This is a genomic window from Pseudomonas sp. GL-B-26 (assembly GCF_019947405.1).
Taxonomy (GTDB): Bacteria; Pseudomonadota; Gammaproteobacteria; order Pseudomonadales; family Pseudomonadaceae; genus Aquipseudomonas.
Genome location: NZ_JAGYGJ010000004.1, coordinates 78,676 through 95,549 on the forward strand (window position 1 = coordinate 78,676; position 16,874 = coordinate 95,549).

Annotated in this window: 21 protein-coding genes; 1 reads left to right on the forward strand and 20 read right to left on the reverse strand. The window is 59.4% G+C overall.

The genetic code is table 11. From position 1 onward, the window contains the following. Window positions 1-16 precede the first annotated feature (16 nt). Window positions 17-712 carry an SOS response-associated peptidase gene (locus tag KGB23_RS03950; RefSeq protein WP_223430093.1) on the forward strand — a complete coding sequence of 232 codons (696 nt, stop codon included), beginning with the start codon at window positions 17-19 and terminating at the stop codon, window positions 710-712. Here KGB23_RS03950 and KGB23_RS03955 read toward each other — a convergent pair. The 20 genes from KGB23_RS03955 to KGB23_RS04050 all read right to left on the reverse strand — a co-directional run bounded on the left by KGB23_RS03955 (window position 709) and on the right by KGB23_RS04050 (window position 16,870). After that, the gene (locus tag KGB23_RS03955) at window positions 709-939 is read right to left on the reverse strand and encodes a hypothetical protein (protein WP_223429951.1); all 231 of its coding nucleotides are present in this window, start codon (window positions 937-939) and stop codon (window positions 709-711) included. The two genes, KGB23_RS03950 and KGB23_RS03955, sit on opposite strands and share 4 nt — an antisense overlap. A 47-nt stretch (window positions 940-986) precedes the next feature. Continuing rightward, complete coding sequence (locus KGB23_RS03960) at window positions 987-1,412, reverse strand: cell wall hydrolase (RefSeq protein ID WP_223429952.1); 426 nt, start codon at window positions 1,410-1,412, stop codon at window positions 987-989. Between the two features lie 58 nt (window positions 1,413-1,470). Beyond that, window positions 1,471-1,929, reverse strand: a complete 459-nt coding sequence (locus KGB23_RS03965) for a phage tail assembly chaperone (RefSeq protein ID WP_223429953.1) — start codon at window positions 1,927-1,929, stop codon at window positions 1,471-1,473. A gap of 12 nt (window positions 1,930-1,941) precedes the next feature. Then, complete coding sequence (locus tag KGB23_RS03970) at window positions 1,942-3,081, reverse strand: hypothetical protein (protein WP_223429955.1); 1,140 nt, start codon at window positions 3,079-3,081, stop codon at window positions 1,942-1,944. A gap of 60 nt (window positions 3,082-3,141) precedes the next feature. Beyond that, window positions 3,142-6,351, reverse strand: coding sequence for a host specificity protein J (locus KGB23_RS03975; protein WP_223429956.1), 3,210 nt, complete (start codon window positions 6,349-6,351; stop codon window positions 3,142-3,144). Then, entirely contained in the window at window positions 6,348-6,968 is a 621-nt protein-coding gene (locus tag KGB23_RS03980; protein WP_223429957.1) for a tail assembly protein, read from the reverse strand. Before KGB23_RS03980 ends, KGB23_RS03975 begins: the two co-directional genes overlap by 4 nt. A 54-nt stretch (window positions 6,969-7,022) precedes the next feature. Continuing rightward, entirely contained in the window at window positions 7,023-7,370 is a 348-nt protein-coding gene (locus tag KGB23_RS03985; RefSeq protein ID WP_223429959.1) for a hypothetical protein, read from the reverse strand. 59 nt (window positions 7,371-7,429) lie between these two features. Then, window positions 7,430-8,239: a C40 family peptidase gene (locus tag KGB23_RS03990; protein WP_223429960.1), complete on the reverse strand. Its 810-nt coding sequence runs from the start codon at window positions 8,237-8,239 to the stop codon at window positions 7,430-7,432. Window positions 8,240-8,241: 2 nt separating this feature from the next. Beyond that, window positions 8,242-8,934, reverse strand: coding sequence for a phage minor tail protein L (locus tag KGB23_RS03995; protein ID WP_223429962.1), 693 nt, complete (start codon window positions 8,932-8,934; stop codon window positions 8,242-8,244). Next, entirely contained in the window at window positions 8,931-9,260 is a 330-nt protein-coding gene (locus tag KGB23_RS04000; protein WP_223429964.1) for a phage tail protein, read from the reverse strand. The genes KGB23_RS03995 and KGB23_RS04000 overlap by 4 nt, the downstream gene beginning before the upstream one ends. 9 nt (window positions 9,261-9,269) lie before the next feature. Further along, a complete protein-coding gene (locus KGB23_RS04005; protein ID WP_223429966.1) occupies window positions 9,270-12,278 on the reverse strand; it encodes a phage tail tape measure protein in 3,009 nt (1,002 codons plus the stop codon). A gap of 27 nt (window positions 12,279-12,305) precedes the next feature. After that, complete coding sequence (locus tag KGB23_RS04010) at window positions 12,306-12,572, reverse strand: DUF1799 domain-containing protein (RefSeq protein WP_223429967.1); 267 nt, start codon at window positions 12,570-12,572, stop codon at window positions 12,306-12,308. Window positions 12,573-12,625: 53 nt separating this feature from the next. After that, on the reverse strand, window positions 12,626-13,009 hold the full coding sequence (locus tag KGB23_RS04015; RefSeq protein WP_223429969.1) for a phage tail assembly chaperone: 384 nt from the start codon (window positions 13,007-13,009) through the stop codon (window positions 12,626-12,628). A 9-nt stretch (window positions 13,010-13,018) separates the two neighbouring features. Further along, window positions 13,019-13,666 (reverse strand): phage tail protein, encoded by a 648-nt coding sequence (locus KGB23_RS04020; protein ID WP_223429970.1) that lies wholly within the window; start codon window positions 13,664-13,666, stop codon window positions 13,019-13,021. A 71-nt stretch (window positions 13,667-13,737) separates the two neighbouring features. Next, window positions 13,738-14,154: a phage tail terminator-like protein gene (locus KGB23_RS04025; RefSeq protein ID WP_223429972.1), complete on the reverse strand. Its 417-nt coding sequence runs from the start codon at window positions 14,152-14,154 to the stop codon at window positions 13,738-13,740. Beyond that, a complete protein-coding gene (locus KGB23_RS04030; protein ID WP_223429973.1) occupies window positions 14,151-14,747 on the reverse strand; it encodes a hypothetical protein in 597 nt (198 codons plus the stop codon). The genes KGB23_RS04025 and KGB23_RS04030 overlap by 4 nt, the downstream gene beginning before the upstream one ends. Further along, entirely contained in the window at window positions 14,744-15,112 is a 369-nt protein-coding gene (locus KGB23_RS04035) for a hypothetical protein (protein WP_223429975.1), read from the reverse strand. Before KGB23_RS04035 ends, KGB23_RS04030 begins: the two co-directional genes overlap by 4 nt. A 16-nt stretch (window positions 15,113-15,128) precedes the next feature. Beyond that, window positions 15,129-15,629 (reverse strand): DnaT-like ssDNA-binding protein, encoded by a 501-nt coding sequence (locus KGB23_RS04040; RefSeq protein ID WP_223429977.1) that lies wholly within the window; start codon window positions 15,627-15,629, stop codon window positions 15,129-15,131. 3 nt (window positions 15,630-15,632) lie between these two features. Next, entirely contained in the window at window positions 15,633-15,848 is a 216-nt protein-coding gene (locus tag KGB23_RS04045) for a hypothetical protein (RefSeq protein WP_033061760.1), read from the reverse strand. A 53-nt stretch (window positions 15,849-15,901) separates the two neighbouring features. After that, a complete protein-coding gene (locus tag KGB23_RS04050) occupies window positions 15,902-16,870 on the reverse strand; it encodes a major capsid protein (protein WP_046048554.1) in 969 nt (322 codons plus the stop codon). Window positions 16,871-16,874 lie beyond the last annotated feature (4 nt).

The following is a 16,874-nucleotide window of genomic DNA, read 5'->3' on the forward strand; positions in this document are numbered from 1 at the left end:
GCCGGAGGGTTCAATCATGTGCGGACGCCTTTCACAGTACCGGGGCATTCACGACTTCGTCGCGGCGCTCAGTATTCCAAACGCACTGATCAACTATGCTGACGATCAGCCTTTCGAGCGCTATAACGCCGCGCCGACCACCCAGCTTGCCCTCTTTCACCAAGAGGGTCAGTTTCTGCGGGCCGACATGGTTCGCTGGGGCTGGCGCCCGCACTGGGCGAAAGACCGCGCCGCGCCGATCAATGCTCGAGTAGAGAAAGTAGCCCATGGCCCATTCTTCAAAGCGATCTGGCCGCACCGGGCGATCATCGCCATCGACAACTGGTTTGAATGGGTTTATGAAGGCGGACCGAAGAAACAGCCCTTCCTCATTCGCCACCGCGACCGGACGCCAATCCTCTGCGCGGCGATCGGCCAGTACCCTACCGCCGAACATGAGCCTGGCGAGCATGACGGCTTCGTCATCATTACCGCCGACAGCGCCGGTGGGATGGTGGACATCCACGATCGGCGGCCAGTGACACTCTCTCCCGAATTGGCGAGTGAATGGCTGGACCCAGCGACACCAAAAGAGCGGGCCGAACAGATGGTACTGCTCCAGGGTGAGCCGACTGAGGCGTTCGAGTGGTTCAAGGTCGACCGAGCCATTGGCAATGTGCGCAACCAGGGGCCGGATTTGATTAAGCCAATTGTGCCAGACGGCTTGTTTTAAGTAGGCGCCAGCGACTTTAGCCGATCTTCAGTGGCGACATCGAAGATGACATAGAGCCGATCAATGGTTGACTCGTTCAGCGCGCAGGCCGATTCCAGTCCCAACACAAATCCCTCAGCCCGCGCGCCCGCCTTCCCCGCAACAATCATCGAGTCAGCCCGCGCGATTTGAGCAAGAAGCTTATCGGCTTCGCGCTCAATCTTTGGGGTAAGCGATATACCTTCCATGCGGCCATCCTTTCAATCAGAGAATGAAGGGTAGCTGCATATTCGCCTCACGGAATGTCCTTGAAGAAGATGTGATGGCCAAGCTTCAACGTCTCCTTCGCACCCTTCGCCCAAACCGGTGGCTTTGGCATAGTGGTCGCATAGTAGTGCGTGGCCCCGCCGGTTGGATCTGGCACCTTTCCGGCCATCACCTGGTCAGCAGCGATCTGTGCCTGAGCGAATTCGCGAAACGGAATCGGCTTCGCACCACTCAAGTAGGCGAAGTTCGGGTCGCTCCTGTTCCAACAGCTGAACTGGTACGGCTTCTGGCACACACCGGCGTATCCCTCGCCCCACCACGATTTATCTTTGCCGTCGTTAACACGGTTGCGAATGGTCCAGGCTACGGCGATCTGGCCGACAAGACTTTCTCCGCGAGCTTCCCCCCACAACGTGCGGGCGAGAATGTCTCGATCTTTTTCGGTGACAGGCATGCTTTTCTCCAGGCAAAAATAAACCCGCACTTGGCGGGCATCGGAGTTACGGGTTCGGTTAGGGAGAGGTCGGCCACGTCAGCACTGGCAGACTGCACTCAGGGAAGCCATCAGCTGTTGGCAGATCGCGAAGCGCTTGACGATAATCCAATGCGGCTTTGAGTGTGGTGGCTGTGAGTGTTGGGGTTGCGCCGGCCAGCAACTCGTCTTGATGCCTGATTATCATCCAGTCCGACGAATACAGAAGCTGTACGCGCCCATTCAAAAGGGCAGACACCTTTGCCGCGTGGATTTCTTCTGGCGTTGAGACCGGGTCTGGCTCGGGCAACGGACGGTCGGTAAGCGTCCAGTCAGTCCCATTGAATGTGCAGATTTGAGTGGCGCTATCAAAGTCGGGCGGGGCAACTTCTGTAGAGTTTGCTGGGAGAAGAAAAACACCCGGCTCCAGTGGAGATTCAAAGGCGTCCGCTATCCCGACGAACTCCATGCTTTCTGGGTTAAAGCTGTAAACAATCATTTTTCTTTATCCTCAATATTTAATGCAAGGCAGAAACGCAATGTTCTTCATCCGCGTTTCTGAACCACCGCCCGCCGAGCCCGTGTTACCAGAAACCCAGTTAGCAACTGTGGTGCTGCCACCACCGGCGGCTGTAGTGAAGAAGGTCGCAGAGCCATACGTGTGGGCGTGAGTTTGGAGTTGATCTGCCTGCAGGCTGCCGAATACACGACCAGGGTCGAGGCTAGCGCCGCCATCCCAGCCGCGAGGCGCCCTGCCACGAGCATCAGGAACGTTAAACGTGGTTGATCCATCACCCACACCAAATGGGCAGATAGCAACGATTGTTGTAGAGGTGGCCGTGGCGCTTGCAGACAGTGTGATGGTGCTGGCACCAACAGCAGTGATAGTCGCGGCAGCGGGAATGCCCGGGCCGCTAATCGGCATGCCGACCCACATAGCTTGCGGGCTGGCCACGCTTGAAATGCTATTGCTGCCCGATGTAACCGTGCCCGTCACTTGCGCCGTTATCGCGGCGAACAGTGTGGCGTAGGTGGTGCGCGATACTGCTGTACCGGAGGCCGCCAGATATCCACTGGGCGGAGACATTGTTGCAAACCAATCGACGCGCCCTGGCTGACCAATCAAAGTCGTCGCTTGACCCAACGTCAGCGCGTGCTGGCTTTGTGTGGCATTGCCCACTTGCCTGGCAGCCCCGGAACAGAACAGCAAGATGTACGAGCCGCCGCCAACGGAGCTATTCCACTGAGCCCATGCCTCGCCGTTAGCAACAATTTCGCCACCCTGGAGAGCGGAGTGAGCACCCCCGACGAGCGCTACGACACCAAGACCATCATTGATGGTGCAGGACCCGGTATTAGCGTTGGTCGCTTTGAAACGGATCGGGACGCTTTCGCTACGGGCAGTGATGGCCGGCGTAAAGTTGCACACATAAGCATTGGACGCTCCGGAGTCAATGGCAAAACAGGTCGCACTGACGGCATCCCGCAGTATGGAGTCCAGCGCCCCCATATCCAGCCAGGCTGTATTCGCGCTGTTACGCTTTTTCAAGCGATTCGTGCCAGTGTCAGCCCAGACCTGGCATGGGAATGTCGTGCTTGGCGCTGCCGCTCCGCTGCTTTGTGAGGCGAGCGCCTGCAGAGCGGCATTCATATCAGTTCTGAACGTTAGGCCAGGTCCATTGGCAACGTCCATATCATGCTGCGACATAGGTCAGTATCCCTTTGAGATGTAGTCGATAGAGCGGCCCGACTGGGCGACTCCGCCGGAATTGCGGATGAAGACGGTGAAGCCGGCAGCCGTCTTTGCCGAGACGTCCAGGTAGTCGCCTGGGGAAAGCCCTTGCGCGGTCAGACTGACAGCAGGGGGTGCGTTGAACGGCGGCGAATAGCTGATGGCCAACCCGCCTACGGGAACCGGAAGGTCATTGCCGCTATCAATGCGATCGGGCATGTCGATCACCACTTCAAGCTTGGAAACGTCGATCCAGTGCGAGCTCAGCTGTACGGATCCGCGCAACTGGAAGTCGAACAGACGCGCGCGATAGTCGCCGACGACAAACGGCTTCCAGGCCGACCACACTGGCGGGGAAACGTCCGATGAGCGCACCCAGAGCGACAGCGAGGCGCCGCTAGGCGGGTCACCATCAATGCCAAGCAGCACATCGAAGTCCACCACTGTGTCGATGTAGGTGCCGTCGTCATACAGCGCGGCCTCTACATCAGCGGTCAGTCGGCAGTCATAGACGTAGCCGAGATCCGCCGCCGCAGCGAAGCTGTACGTCGCCGATAGCAACGAGCCACCGAACTTATCAATCTCGCCGAGCAGCGCATCAACATCCGTCACATCATCCACGAGCCCAGCACCCGACAGCTTCAGTACCCCATCTGCAGCCGCTGCATTGACAGCCATCCCGGTGAAGGCAGGCGACTCGGTAATGGTCAGCACCACGTTGGACGGCAGAGTTGCCTGCGCATCCGACCAGACCTCAGTGATAGGCCCGCCGACTCCAGAGGAATCGACCGCACGCGACAGGTACTTGCCTGGCAGTAACGCCACCACGGACGACGTTGAGCGCCCCGCTACCTCGATCAGCGGCAAAGCGGCGTCCCAAGTGGCAGAGGTATTGCGCGCATGACGTATGGCGATACTGCCGCCAAGCTTCACGTCCAGCTCTGGAACGGGGTCCCATGCCAGCGTTGCTACGCTGCTGATGACATCCAGTCGGAGGCCGGACAACGCCTCTGGCGGAGCCAACAGCGCCTGAGCGGTATAGGTCTGAATGGAAGCTAAGCCGGAAAGACCGAGCACTGACTTAGACGTTACGCGAACCGACCACAAGCCTGAGGAGGCAGAATCGAAGTCGATGCTAGGCGTCGACACTTCCCCGACATATTCCCAGTTACCTCCCGGCTTCATGACCTCCACCTGATAGCGCATGGCGCGGGCCGGCTGGGTCCAGCTAACCGACATTCGCGCGGCGGCAAGTCCAGTACCGGTGTCGTACAGCGACTCAAGGAACGTCAGCTGCCCGACTGCATCTGGCTTGCCCAGGTTGACGATGCTGGTCGGGTTGTCGACATCCGGTGTTCCGTACTCGACCTGGTTGAACTTCCCAGTATCAAATGCCACAGCGCTGATCGCGTAGGTGCCATCGTCGCCTTCGCTGATACCGATGACGCGGAACTTCTGCGTCTCCAGTGCCGGTGTCGAAAAAAACCATGGCGCGGAAGCTAACGGTGCGAAAGCCAGTGGCGGTGAAACCGTGATCGAGGTTGCGCCAGCCCCCACAGTGACAGCAGAGGTCGCATACGCGCCGTTGGCCATCACCACACTAACAACCCCGCTCCCCGCCAAGCCGATTGGCGCGTCGAGGAGCAAAGTCGAAGCGGTGCTGCCAGTTAGAAGACGGCCGCCGTTCCTGGCGCCGGCCCGATTCGCGTCAGCGATATCAATGATGTCGCCCGGGAGAGGAATGGCACCATCAGCACCAACGGCAAAGGTGACCGCCTCGCTCTCGCCATACAGCAGCCAGCGTCCAAGACGACGCGCCTGCCCGCGCGAGGTGCAGCCGACAGCCACCACGTCGCTCTGCTGAATCCTCTTCCATTTCGCGATCAGGTCAGGCCGCTCAACGACTTCGACCGACTGCTTGTATTGTTGAAGCGGGTCGTTCCAGGTGACAGCGGCGACGTTATAGCGCTGGTCGGAGGCAACCGATTGATAGCTGAATTCGCCGCCAACCACGTTCGAGTTGTTGAACCCGTAGCGACTGGAGCGCGGCGCGTCCTGCACCGAGGTCAGCGTCCCGCCAGCCCAAAAGCAAATAGCGCGGAACACGGAAACCATGTCATTGACCAGCTTCCAGGCGTCTTGCTGAGTCGTCAGCGCGAGGTTGCAGGTAAAGCGCGGCTCCAGGCTGCCGTAACCGCTTGGAACCATTGCATCGCAGTACTGGGCGATGTTGTACAGCGACCACTTATCGACCAGCGCCGTTTCGAGCAGCCCGCCCAGCCCATAGCGGGTATTGGTCAGCATGTCGTACCAGACCCAGGCCGGATTGTCAGACCATGCACGCTTGAATGCGCCACTCCAGGAGCCGCTGTACGTACGCGTCGCAGGGTTGTAGTTGCTTGGAACCAGAATCTTGAGGCCGCGCACCATGAAGGACATGCGCGGAATGCTGGAGAACTGCTGAGCATCAATGCTGACGCCGCACAGCGCAGTATTCGGATAACGCAGCTTTTCATCCCATAGAAGCGTAAACGAGTCGAAAAACGTACGGTTCTGGACCGTAGAGCTGGTCGAATCGCCTCCCATTCGGGTTGCCCGGATATAGCGCGGTAGGCCGCCAGATACCGGCAAACGCAGATAGTACGAAAACTGCGTGCGGCTCATGGTTTTGCCATTGATCAAAATGTCTTCGCACATCTGATACCAAGCGCCGCTGCCGAGCTTTGCCTCCAGCCGAAACAGGGCGGATGTTCCGCCTGTGTCGCCGTTCTGCGTGTTCTGCGAGTACAGCTGCGGAACGCCGACAGTCACGCGGACTGCATCGGCATCGGTGTCCGTGATGGCGCGCTCAATAGGAATCCATCCTCTAAGCTCGACGCCGACGGATTGCTCGGCCTCAAGTCCGGTGATCGGCATATAGCTCTGCCACTGAGTGCCGGTGCGCGTATCGATGCTGACGCTGGTAAAGTTGTAACTGCCGTCGGGGTTCTGCAGCGGCACATCGTCGAAGAAGATCCCCTGATGGCCGCCGACGACGCCTTCTATCTCCCCTTCGCAGATTGCATGCAGCACCCGCACATGCTGACGCGAACGCAGGCTATCCGGAGCCTCTACGGCGGTGCGTGCGGAACCACCGCTGCTTCCGCCGCCCTTCCCGCCGCCCTTTCTACCGACAATTACTTCACTCATACCGGTAGAGCCTCCGACCAGGTGCCTACGGTAATGACGCTGGAACCGACCAGCATCTGGCCGTAAACCACAGGCACAGGAAGGCCTTGCTGCGTCGAGTTGAACGCGCCATTGAATAGGTAGCTGGGCTTGTTTTCAGTGACTGCTTGTTCTTGCTGGTCGGGCGATTTTGGTACCGGGGTGAGCATTTGAATCACGCCGCCAGCGGTCAGAGCGATACCCGTGCCAAGTAATGCTGAAGAAGCTGCAAGCGCGGCGGGAGTCGAACCCGGTACAAAAAAGGACGCTACTATCAGCACAACTCCGACAACAGTCTGAAGGATGCCGCCGCTCTTGCTTCCTGCAATGACTGGCACGATACGGATTTCAGTTGTCCCGCTCAGGGTGAGTCCATCCTGATTGATATTCTCGCGATTGCGGAATATCGCGAAGCGCAGACCCAGCCGTGCAGAATCACGAATGAAATCTTCGAAGCCTGGAACTGTATGCTTCAGAGCGCTGAACGCCTCGTTGGTCGTTCCAGTTTCAAGCTGACGGAAATGTTCGCGGCCAAAGGCCTTGGCCAGGCTGCCGGACAGCAAAATCAGGGTCATGGCTTTGTTGTGGGCAGTGCTCATACTTTTCTCCGGTCCAAAAAAAACCGCCCGAAGGCGGTATGTCTTTTTAGTCACTCAAATGCACTTTTTTACTGCGTTCGAGACTTCTCCTCTCCCCGCTTGAATCCAGGCGATGCGCTGGAAGTGACTGACCGTTGCGCCTGTTGGGGTTTTTTCGATTTCAAGAAGCTCGTCAGTTTGGCCGATTCCTGGATTCGCCATTACCAGGCGATAACCGGTTTCTGTTTCGGTCATCGTCGACCCAGCGTTCAAGTCCTGCCATTTAGGGAAGACACAAAGGCCATATTGCTTAGGTGATTTTTTGGTAGCTGACGTGAACACTGGCGCATCTGATTTCAAATCAGAAGGAGTTGTGCACCCCGCCAGCGCGATCAGCGCCAGGGCCGTGAGAATCTTCCGCATTTGTGAGCCTCCATATGTTTTGGAGACTCTAGCAGGCGGGATGCGCACAAATACAGGGCCTATGTGCGTGACATCCCCGGGAATGGTGTTAGCAGCGGCTTCGCGCCGTCAAATCGATTCGAGCAGTCCTTGATGGTGCGCCGGTCCTCGTCAGGAGCCTTCGCTCCCTTATAGCGCATGATATGCGTCGTGCATTCACGGTAGGCGCGTCCGTAGACCTCGCGGCAACTCAGTCGGCCATAGAGGTGGTGCAGCAGCACATCGCCTTCCAGCCAGATCGCGCCGTGGCACGGTGTTGGGCTACCGATGGCCATGACGATCAGGTCGCCTTGCTCTGGCGTATCGACTGGGACGAAGCCGGTCATGGCGAAGTTATCGACGTACAGGTTCTCGCCGTTGTGCCACCAGTCGTCCTTGCGGTGGAAGTCCGGCAGGGTGATGCCAAGCACTTGGCGGTAGTAGTCGCGGACCAGGGTATAGCAGTCGATGACGCCGTGGACGAACACGCGACCTTCCAGCGGCATTTCGCCAGCGGCCGGCATTTCATGCCAGGTCGCAGCGCCATCCTTCAGGCCAACGATCCACCACGCCATGCGGCTGACCGCGTGACTGGCGATATCGTGCAGGCTGGGCTCTGGGCCAGCGTCCGGGTGGGAGTGCACGACGGCAATGATGTCGCCCAGGTCTTCGGTGGCGGCGTAGTCCTCTGGATGGAGGATGAAGTGATCCGGCTCTTCCGACTGATTGCGGCACGGCACATAGGACGGCTTGCCGCGCACGCTGACGACCAGGCCGACCGACTCGCGAGGATACTCCGCACGGGCATGTACTTCGGCCTCAGCCCGGCACTTATTGAATACTTCGCTCATGGTCAAAACCTCGGTACGCGGGCACTGCCCGGGAAGCCGCCGAAAGGAAGCTCGCCATTTGCGCCAAAACGTTTCTTGCAGCCCCTCATGGTCAGACTGCATTGGTCCTTGGCGGGATCGCTGGTGGGGTTGTCGGCATAGTCGGCCACCGGCCCGCCGCCATATCCGCACTCCCCCGAGCGGTACGCCCACAGGCAAGTGCCGGCCACCACTTGCCGACGCGGAAGCTTGACGCCCTGCAAGTCGAGCGGCGAGCCCAGTTCAAACTCGATCGCGGCCGGCGTTTCGCTGGCCTTTCGCGTGATGATCCACGTTTCAACCGGATATTCCTCGGTCGGAGAGGCCGTAGGGTTGCCGTCGGAGAAGTTCACCGCGTCCAGGTATTTGACCAGCGTGCGGCGGCGCTTGAGCTTGACGGCGAGCAGGTCTTCGTACTGTCGGCACAGCGCCGAGATGTTGCCGCCGAAGTTGCCGACCTGCAGCTTTGGTCGGGCCGGCGAGCCTTGGCTGGGCGTAGCGAATTCGACAGCGTTGATCGGCCAAGGTGTGTAGACGTTGCCTTGCCACACCACCGAGCCCAGCAACTGGTTGGTTCCGGCGTGAAAGCGAATCGTCAGGCCTGGTAGCACCAGCTCGAAGCCTTCCCAGATCGACATGCCATTCGCGAGCGCGAGCTGACCTTGTAGTTCACTCATTCGTAAACCTCTTCAAAGATCACGGACAGCCCATCAATGCCCTTGGCAATGTTGGTGCGCGTCCATTCTCGACAAACAAAAACCCCGATCGATTGACCGGAATGCGTGTAGTTGAAAGCCTCGATAGCGCCGCGCGCGCCAAGGAAGGCGTCGATGGCGTCAATCTCCGCCTTGGGGCGCTTAAAGGTCAGCGAGTACTTGCGCGGCTGTCGGTTGATACCGGTTCCCTGCCGCTGCTCGTAGTTGTCACCGAACTTGATGACCTTGACCGTTGGGGCGATCGTCTTGGTGGCGTCGTAGGTCGGAACCCATGTGAATGTCGGCATGATTCCTCCTTAAGCGAGTTGCCCGCCGTTACGGCGCTGCCGAGCGATTTCCTGCTGCGCGACAACCTTCATCGCCTCAGCCAGTTTCGCCGGATCGGGGATTGTGCTGGCACCGTTATCAGCCGCATCAATGTAAAAGGTCATGGTGATGGGTGTTGCGCTGCTTCCGCCGCGGATACCAAGGCGCCCTTGCGAGTCACGAGCCAGCGGAACAATTGCCTCTTCACCAGCCTCGCCCATCACACCGGTTTTACCGTTGGCCATACCGAATGCCGTTGGCTTGCTGACGATACTGTTGGTGAAGGCGGCGCCATCGGCAAACATCTGCACGCCGCCGGACCACGCACCACCCTTCGCTTGCGGGAAGTAGGTCGACGAGTAGCCGGCCTGTGATGCCCCAAGGTTCGACGACGTCGCGCCAGCAGAGCCAGAAGCAAGTCCGTTGCCGCTACCACCGAAATAGGCGCTAGCAGCTGTGGTTGCCAAGCCGAAGAGCCCGCTCAAGGCCGAAGAGCTGGCCTGCCGTGCCGCGATACGCGCCATATCGGCGAGAATCGACTTGGCGAAGTCGCCAAATGACAGCTTCCCGGTCATGGCGAACTGGACAACGGCGTCTTCCATGGAGCTGAACGCATTGGTGAACAGGCTTTTGGTCTGCCCAGCTACGTCGCGCGTCGACTCCAAGTAGTTTTCCCAGGCCGACGATGCCCCGGCGGTCCAGCTGCCTTGCGCCGAGGTCATGTCGTCGTAGTTGGCGATCACCGTGTTGCGCAGATCCTGCTGGCTCTGTGCGACGGCTTTCAGCTTGGCGTTGTACTCATCGAGGCTCATGCCGCGCGAACCGTCACCGTACTGGTTGGCCAAGTCGATGCGCTGGGCGTTCGCCTTGTCGTCGATGCCGTTCTGCTGCTCCGTCAGCGATCGCTGGCGATCACCCTGCCCAAGACCAGAGGCCGCACGCAATCCCTGCTGTCGAAGTGTCTCGACCTGTTGTTGGAGAGCGCTGGTGTACGTGTTGACCGCCAATGTCTGCTTGCGCAGCCGACCGTCTTCGTTGGTGGCAATGATCGACAGTTCGCTGTCGCTGTCCTGCTGCGCCTTGACCATGGCGGACCGTGCATCCGAGATTTTTTGATCGATCTGGATGGCCTGCGCCGCAGTTGTTCCTTTCTTGGTCTTGGCCGCTTCGAGCGCGTCGATTTCTGACTGATAGCTCTGAGCGACTTCGCTAGCTTCCTGCTGCAGCAGGCTGACGCGCTGCTCGGTGTAGCTGGCCTGGGAGATAACGCCGGCACGCTGTGATGCCTCAAGCTCTTTTTCCGCGTTTTTGTAGTAGGCCAAAGTTTCGGCCAGTACGTTCTTCGCGTTGTTGAAGCCGGCCAGGTCGACGCTGCCCGCCGCGGCCTTCGGATCCTTGAACTTGTCGTTGAGGTTCGCCATGTTCTTGGCGACGGCTGCCGGATCGAGTCGTGAGTCTTTCGGATCAACCTTGCGAATATCGTCGAGTTGCTTTTTGTAGTCCTTGATGGCTTCGGCGCGTTTCTGCTCATTGCTCAGTGACGACTTGGTCAGCGCGTCAACTTTCGACATCGCAGTAACTGCATCGCGCTGTGCTTTGGCCTGCTCACCGTCGTACTTGGCAATGTCTGCTTCTGCGGCCTTCTGGTCCTCTAGCATATTCAGCCGGTTGCGGTAGAGGTCGATCATTTCCTGCTTGTTTTGAAACAGGCCAACATCCCCAGACTCTGCCCGGGTCAGATCACGCTGAGCCTGCTCGATATCGGAGCCGATGTTGCTGCGACCGATGTTTTTCAGGTTGTCAGCCGCGCGAGCGACAGCGTTGTAACCCTTCTCCCAGAAGCTCAGGTTTTCGAGGATTCTCGGCGTGCGCTCGTTGATGGCGTCCGCGTATTGCTCGGTCGCCAGCTTCACAGCACCTGCGTGGTCGCCCTGCTCTTCCAAGGCGGCGATCTGCGAGTAAACCGAGGCTGTCAGATAGTGGTATTGCTCGTTCAAAGCCGCAGATGCCTTGACGGGATCATCGGCCAGTTTCGAGAACTCAGCGACAGTTTCGCTGACAGCCTTTCCGGTCGCTTCCTGCATGGAAACGGCGGCCTGGGTGATAGCAGTGAAACTCTCGCCCGCAATCTTGCCGTTGCCGGCTAGCAGCGCAAGTACTTCAGCAGCCTGGCCAGTGGTGCCCACGGTTGCGCTTACTTGCCGAGCCATTTCGCCCAACTGCCCGGACGATACACCGGCGACGCTGCCAGTGAGGATCAGCCCCTTGTTGTATGCGTCCTGCTCTTCGCTGCCCTTGTAATAGGCAACCGCCAGAGTACCGACGGCAGCAGTGGCCAATGCAATCGGCGCAAGGATCGCAAGTAAGCCAGCAGCTGAAGCGCCAGCACCGGCACCCAACTGAGCGACAGCGCGAACGCCGCTGCCCCAGTCGCCGGAAGACAGAGCGTTGCCGAGTTGAACGACGTTTTCCTGCGCTTGGCGCGTACCGAGCTTCAGTTGGTCAAAGCCGGTGGCTGTCTTTTCGAGCTTGGCGTAATCCTTGTCGATCTTGCTCAGCGACGAGTTGTACTGGTCCTGACTGACGCGGCCGGCATCGAGGTGTTTGCCAAGTTGCTCAACCTGAGTGTCCAGCTTGGACATTGCCGCCTTAGCCGGATCGATTGCGCCAAGCAGGCTGTTCAGCGCCTTCTGCTCATCCAGTGTCGACTTGGCCAGGGCCACCTGCTGCTTATCCAGCTGCGCAGTGATCTTGGTAAATTCTGCCTCGCCATAAGCGCCGGTCTTGGTGAGTTTCGCCAGGCTCTCACGCTGCTTAGCCAGTTCCTGCGTGGTGGTCGCGCCTTTCGACAGCGACTTCTCCAACGCCTCCATCTCTTTCATCAGGCCGACGGCGGACTGCTCGGCGCGATCACCGGCCTTGGTCAGCTTGTCGAGATCGGTCGCAGCGTTAGCGGCATCAGCCGAATCGACCTTGATGCCGAGTTCTGCAATGTTCATCGACTCACCTTGAATAAGTGCCCGTGATTACGGGCTGTTGTCGCGCGCGTCGGCCATTACCGCGATGGCTTCCGACTCCATGACGCGGATGTCCTGAAACACGCCGGGGCGATCCTTCGCCGGTACGCCGACGAGCCGCATCACATTTGGAAGGACGCCATAATCGAGACCGGTTGCGCCGCATGCGCCTGTACGCCACTGAGTCCACATCGAATCCATGACGAGAAACGACTTCCAGTTGTCAGGCCAGACCTCGAAGGAGTCATCGACATCCGACGGAGAAAGGCCAAACACTGAAAGAACGCCGGCCTCAGCGGTCGGCTCGTACAGTGCGCGCGCGGCATCGGTTAGTTTCCCAGGCGGGCCTTCCCAAAGGCTTCGCTGTAGGCCTTAACCACTTCATCCGATACGCCGATGCAGCTCCTCACCAGAGCAGTGATCGACTCGTCGTTGAGCTCATCGTCGAAGCCCCACGACACGACCAAGTCCTTGATTTGATCAGCGCCCTGCTCGACTTCGGCCGCGGTTACTTCGGAAAGGGAGGGCTGTGTACCCTTGAAGCGCTCGCCGATGGCCTCCGCCTTTTCCTTCCATGAGTCGAACAGCTCAGCCAGCGCCGTACGGTCGCGGTACTTGAACGTGAACGGCACCATTGCAGGCGTGCCGCCAACCTGCGGAATGGAAACATCAACGGTGAACGTCGGTTTCGGCGCGATGGAAAACTTTGCCATGAGGATTCCTTACGACAGGTAGCGGGTAGGTGCTGCTTGCAGCGCCAGGGAGACGGTGCGAGTCAGCAGGTTGTTGCGAGAGACCGCCGGCTGCAGAGAGAACGATGTGTAGGCGCCGTAATACAACTTATCGGTACCTGGCAGATTCAGGCGAGCGGCTTGCATTGACTTCGCGGAATCGGCGGCCGTAACGACGGCTACATAGGGCAGAGACGGGTCATCGGCGACAGTCAGCACCATGCTGGCGGCGGATTTGTCGGTCGGCAGCTGGCGGCCTTGCTGGTCTTCAAGGAAGACGATGTCGGCGTAGTTCTGCTCGCCGCCGGAGAAGGCCACATCGGTGATCTGAGGGATTTGAGCCCAAGTCAGTACCTTCGTCAGCGTGCCCGCGCCGGAGCCGGCAGGGAAGATCTGGGTGCTGGTGGTGTCGATCGCTTCCAGGGTGGTCGCGGTCGCTGTCGCTGTCTTGACGCGGACCACTTTGCCGTTGAGGGGCGTCCAACCAGAAGCGATTTGCACGATATCACCGGTAACCAACGTGGCGCCTACGGTGGTGCAAATGGCTTCGGAGGCGTTGGAGATGGCGGAGAACGAGAGCGGAGCGGCGTAGGTAGCGGCATGCTCGAACGTCGCGCCATTCGGGAGTTTGTAGCCCATGGGGGGTTCCTCTTTTCAGAAATGACAAAACCCGCTCAAAGGCGGGTTCTGGGTTTGCCCAACGGGCTAACTCAGTTGGTGTCGGCTCGGTACAAAAACGAAACCGGCACTGTATATGTGGTGTCGTCTGGAATGCCGGGGCCTGGATCAACCGGCGTCATCGTCACGACGGTCAGCGCTCCCTTGGTGTTCTGCTCGTACAGCGGGAACAGCACGGCGATCTGGTCGGCCAGCGCGCCGGCTGCACCGCGGTACTTACCCGATGGCGTCACGATGCTGACCTGAAACACGCCGGTGTACAGCTTGTGGTCACCGCCGAGCGTGTTGCTGGCGGTGTCCGCTGGCAGAGTGAAGGCCTTCAGGTAGGTCTCGCCGTCGACTGGTTTGTAGGCCTCGTTCTCGACAACGACCTTCAGCGGTACCGGCAACGTTTTCGCCCAGTTGATCAGCTTGGCTTCGTAGATCGAAGCGATGAGGTTATGGCTCATACCTGATTGTTCCTGATGGCTTCATCGACGATCTGCTGGAAGCGGGCCACGGTGATTCTCACCATTCCGCCTGGAGCCTGTTGCGAGTGCCCGTATTCCAAAGGAATCGCGTACGGCAGATTGTTGATGAGGTACGCAGTCTGGCCGGCAGTGAAGTCGCTGACCGCGGAAACCAGAGCGGCGATAGTCTCTTGCCCGCTAGGGTCAACCTCGTCAAACGTGACGTTCTCGACGACATTAATTGAGAGGTGCCAGTTAGCCCGGAACCGCCCACCGACGTAGCCTTCCGGCGCAACGATATCCATGCCGTCGTTCAGCTTGCGGCCGGCCTTAAGTCGTCCCGCCTTTGTCAGATTGGTTGGATCACTGCGCAGGTCACTGTTGTGATCGTCCACGGCCTTGTTGTACTGACGGGCCACAGCGTTCTGCGCCCAGATCTCAGGGTTGCCCACCGGTGACATCCGGATGACGCTGCTGCCGACCTCGATGATGATCTCGCGCAGGCTGGCGTCGATGGCCTCCGTGGCTTGAGCCGCGAACTCGGCGAGGCTCAGCGCGAAGCTTCCAGACTGGCCGGAACCTGCGCGGCTCACGATCGCACCTGCAGCTCGTACAGAATCGGCGTGCCGGCCGGGTTGATCTCTTTCAGCGGCGGGACGATTGACCAGGTGCGTCCTTGGACGATCACCTTGTTCAGCAGGTCAGGCACCCATGCCAGCCCCTGCGCGGCGATCTTGAGCTTCTTGTCGCCCTGCTTGATGAGGCTGTTGTTCTGGAATTCTTGGCCGGTGAAGTCGAGCAAGATGCCTTGGGCAGCCTGCTCGATGATGATGTCAGGCGGTGCGCTACCGGCGTCCGGATCGTACTCGCCGACGGTGATTGCCCGGATGATCACGGGCTGGCCGAACTCTGTGATCATCTCCAGAGCCATCACGGCCATTTCGTCGTAGAAGGCCATGGAGGCTCCGTTTCAGCTATGCGCGAACGGCAAACAGCCCGCGTTTCTGTAGGTAGTCGGCAAACTGCGTGGCGCTCGGCCGATCAGGCGCCGCCGGTAACAGTCGGCCGCTGGTGTTGGAAATCGTCGCGTATTCGCGAGTTACCGCGCCTTCGACACGCTCCAGGGTGATTGCCCCTTTGCGCTTCTCTACGGGGTCGATATCGTCCTGATGAATCTCGGCGGCCAAGGCCATCTGGCCGTACTGGATTCTCGCAGGAAGGTAGTTGTCAGACTTGATCTGGCAGTCCAGTTCAACCCCTCGACGCGGCCAAGCCAAGGCCTGATCGCTGTCTGTCTTGCGCCCCTTCCACGTCATGCCATCCATCGCCAAGGCGGACCGACGAAGCAGTGCTTCTTGCGCTGGCTCGTCCGCAGGGATGGTCACGCCAAACTTGCCGGCGTACATGACCAGGTCCGCAGCGCTCGCGTAGCTTTCGGCGTCTGGCTTGCCGGTGCCGTCCTCGATGATGAGCATGGGTCAGTCCTTGGGTTTGTTCAGGTCGGCGCCCGCCTTCGCAGGTGCAGTGCGGTACTCAGCCTTCAGCGTAGCCTTCGGCGGCTTCTCGACTTCGCCGCCACGGTCTTCCGTGACATTGGCATCGATGATGATCAGGCCTTCCTTTTTGGCGATTGCCTTCACGTCATCTTCGTAGCGGTGAAACGGGCCCGGTAGATACCAGATGTTATCAGTCATCACTGTCACTCCGCTGTGCCAGGGCGTTATTCCCCGGCACAGTCATCAGATGGTTACTTGGAGGCGTCGCCGATCAATGCAACACCGGCGGTGTCCTTGATGCTGGCTGCGGTTTTGTCCCAGTTGGTGCCGGTGGCGAGCGCGGCGCTCGATGGAGACTTGCCGCCGTTCGCGACATCCCAGGTGTAACCCTTGATGCCGAGGCCAAAGGTGTAATCCACCTGGATGGTCGTGGTGATGCGCTCGTTACCGTTGTTGGTCTGCACGTTCGAGATGATGTCTCGGTTGTCGTGCACAAGCGCGGCACCAGCTGCCAGACCCAGGATGATTTCCTTGTTCGGCGTACCGGCTTGAGCGAGCGCCGGCGCATCGGTGACGATCGAGGTCTTGCCGAGGATGTCGACTACGCGAACGTTGCCGGCCTGGAACAGGTTGTTCGGGTTGGCGAGGCCTTGGCCGACCAGCTTGTGCCAGGTGGTGCCCTGCATGACTTGAGCAACCAGGTTCTGGCTGGCATCGCCGAACTTTGCATGCGCGCTGTTCAGGCCGGACTGGGAGATACCAAGAGTGGCCGACACATCGTTCACCGCAGCTGCTTGCGCAGTGATGGCTGCCACCAGTGCAGCGATCGCGGTGTTGAGCTGGTCTTTCAGCAGCACCTCGGCGAATGCCCGACTCGCAACTTCGACACCTTGAGCAGTCGGACGCTGCAGCCAGGTCATCTGCGACGGCTCGTAGCGAATCGGACCAAAACCGCCTGCGACCTTCACGGTGGTGTCTTGCAGCTCGGTAAGGTCGACCGGCGTTACCGCAGCGTTGGCGCCATAGCGGTTCACGCGACGCTGAGCTGCGCCGAGGTTCTGGAAGAACGACTCTTGCAGGAAGTCACCGGTGAAGCCGTTCGGCGACAGCACAATCGCGCCGTTGCTGGCTGCGTTGAACGCCTCCAGCATTTGATCCAGCGTCTCGAGCGTCGCCGGCATGATGTAATCGTTGAAAACCTGCATTTGAGACAGGGACATGGGT

What these genes read in the sequence shown, in the direction of transcription:
- KGB23_RS03950 (WP_223430093.1), top strand. Translation starts at nt 17, where the DNA reads ATGTGCGGACGCCTTTCACAGTACCGGGGCATTCACGACTTCGTCGCG.
- KGB23_RS03955 (WP_223429951.1), bottom strand. Translation starts at nt 939, where the DNA reads ATGGAAGGTATATCGCTTACCCCAAAGATTGAGCGCGAAGCCGATAAG.
- KGB23_RS03960 (WP_223429952.1), bottom strand. Translation starts at nt 1,412, where the DNA reads ATGCCTGTCACCGAAAAAGATCGAGACATTCTCGCCCGCACGTTGTGG.
- KGB23_RS03965 (WP_223429953.1), bottom strand. Translation starts at nt 1,929, where the DNA reads ATGATTGTTTACAGCTTTAACCCAGAAAGCATGGAGTTCGTCGGGATA.
- KGB23_RS03970 (WP_223429955.1), bottom strand. Translation starts at nt 3,081, where the DNA reads ATGAATGCCGCTCTGCAGGCGCTCGCCTCACAAAGCAGCGGAGCGGCA.
- KGB23_RS03975 (WP_223429956.1), bottom strand. Translation starts at nt 6,351, where the DNA reads ATGAGTGAAGTAATTGTCGGTAGAAAGGGCGGCGGGAAGGGCGGCGGA.
- KGB23_RS03980 (WP_223429957.1), bottom strand. Translation starts at nt 6,968, where the DNA reads ATGAGCACTGCCCACAACAAAGCCATGACCCTGATTTTGCTGTCCGGC.
- KGB23_RS03985 (WP_223429959.1), bottom strand. Translation starts at nt 7,370, where the DNA reads ATGCGGAAGATTCTCACGGCCCTGGCGCTGATCGCGCTGGCGGGGTGC.
- KGB23_RS03990 (WP_223429960.1), bottom strand. Translation starts at nt 8,239, where the DNA reads ATGAGCGAAGTATTCAATAAGTGCCGGGCTGAGGCCGAAGTACATGCC.
- KGB23_RS03995 (WP_223429962.1), bottom strand. Translation starts at nt 8,934, where the DNA reads ATGAGTGAACTACAAGGTCAGCTCGCGCTCGCGAATGGCATGTCGATC.
- KGB23_RS04000 (WP_223429964.1), bottom strand. Translation starts at nt 9,260, where the DNA reads ATGCCGACATTCACATGGGTTCCGACCTACGACGCCACCAAGACGATC.
- KGB23_RS04005 (WP_223429966.1), bottom strand. Translation starts at nt 12,278, where the DNA reads ATGAACATTGCAGAACTCGGCATCAAGGTCGATTCGGCTGATGCCGCT.
- KGB23_RS04015 (WP_223429969.1), bottom strand. Translation starts at nt 13,009, where the DNA reads ATGGCAAAGTTTTCCATCGCGCCGAAACCGACGTTCACCGTTGATGTT.
- KGB23_RS04020 (WP_223429970.1), bottom strand. Translation starts at nt 13,666, where the DNA reads ATGGGCTACAAACTCCCGAATGGCGCGACGTTCGAGCATGCCGCTACC.
- KGB23_RS04025 (WP_223429972.1), bottom strand. Translation starts at nt 14,154, where the DNA reads ATGAGCCATAACCTCATCGCTTCGATCTACGAAGCCAAGCTGATCAAC.
- KGB23_RS04035 (WP_223429975.1), bottom strand. Translation starts at nt 15,112, where the DNA reads ATGGCCTTCTACGACGAAATGGCCGTGATGGCTCTGGAGATGATCACA.
- KGB23_RS04040 (WP_223429977.1), bottom strand. Translation starts at nt 15,629, where the DNA reads ATGCTCATCATCGAGGACGGCACCGGCAAGCCAGACGCCGAAAGCTAC.
- KGB23_RS04045 (WP_033061760.1), bottom strand. Translation starts at nt 15,848, where the DNA reads ATGACTGATAACATCTGGTATCTACCGGGCCCGTTTCACCGCTACGAA.
- KGB23_RS04050 (WP_046048554.1), bottom strand. Translation starts at nt 16,870, where the DNA reads ATGTCCCTGTCTCAAATGCAGGTTTTCAACGATTACATCATGCCGGCG.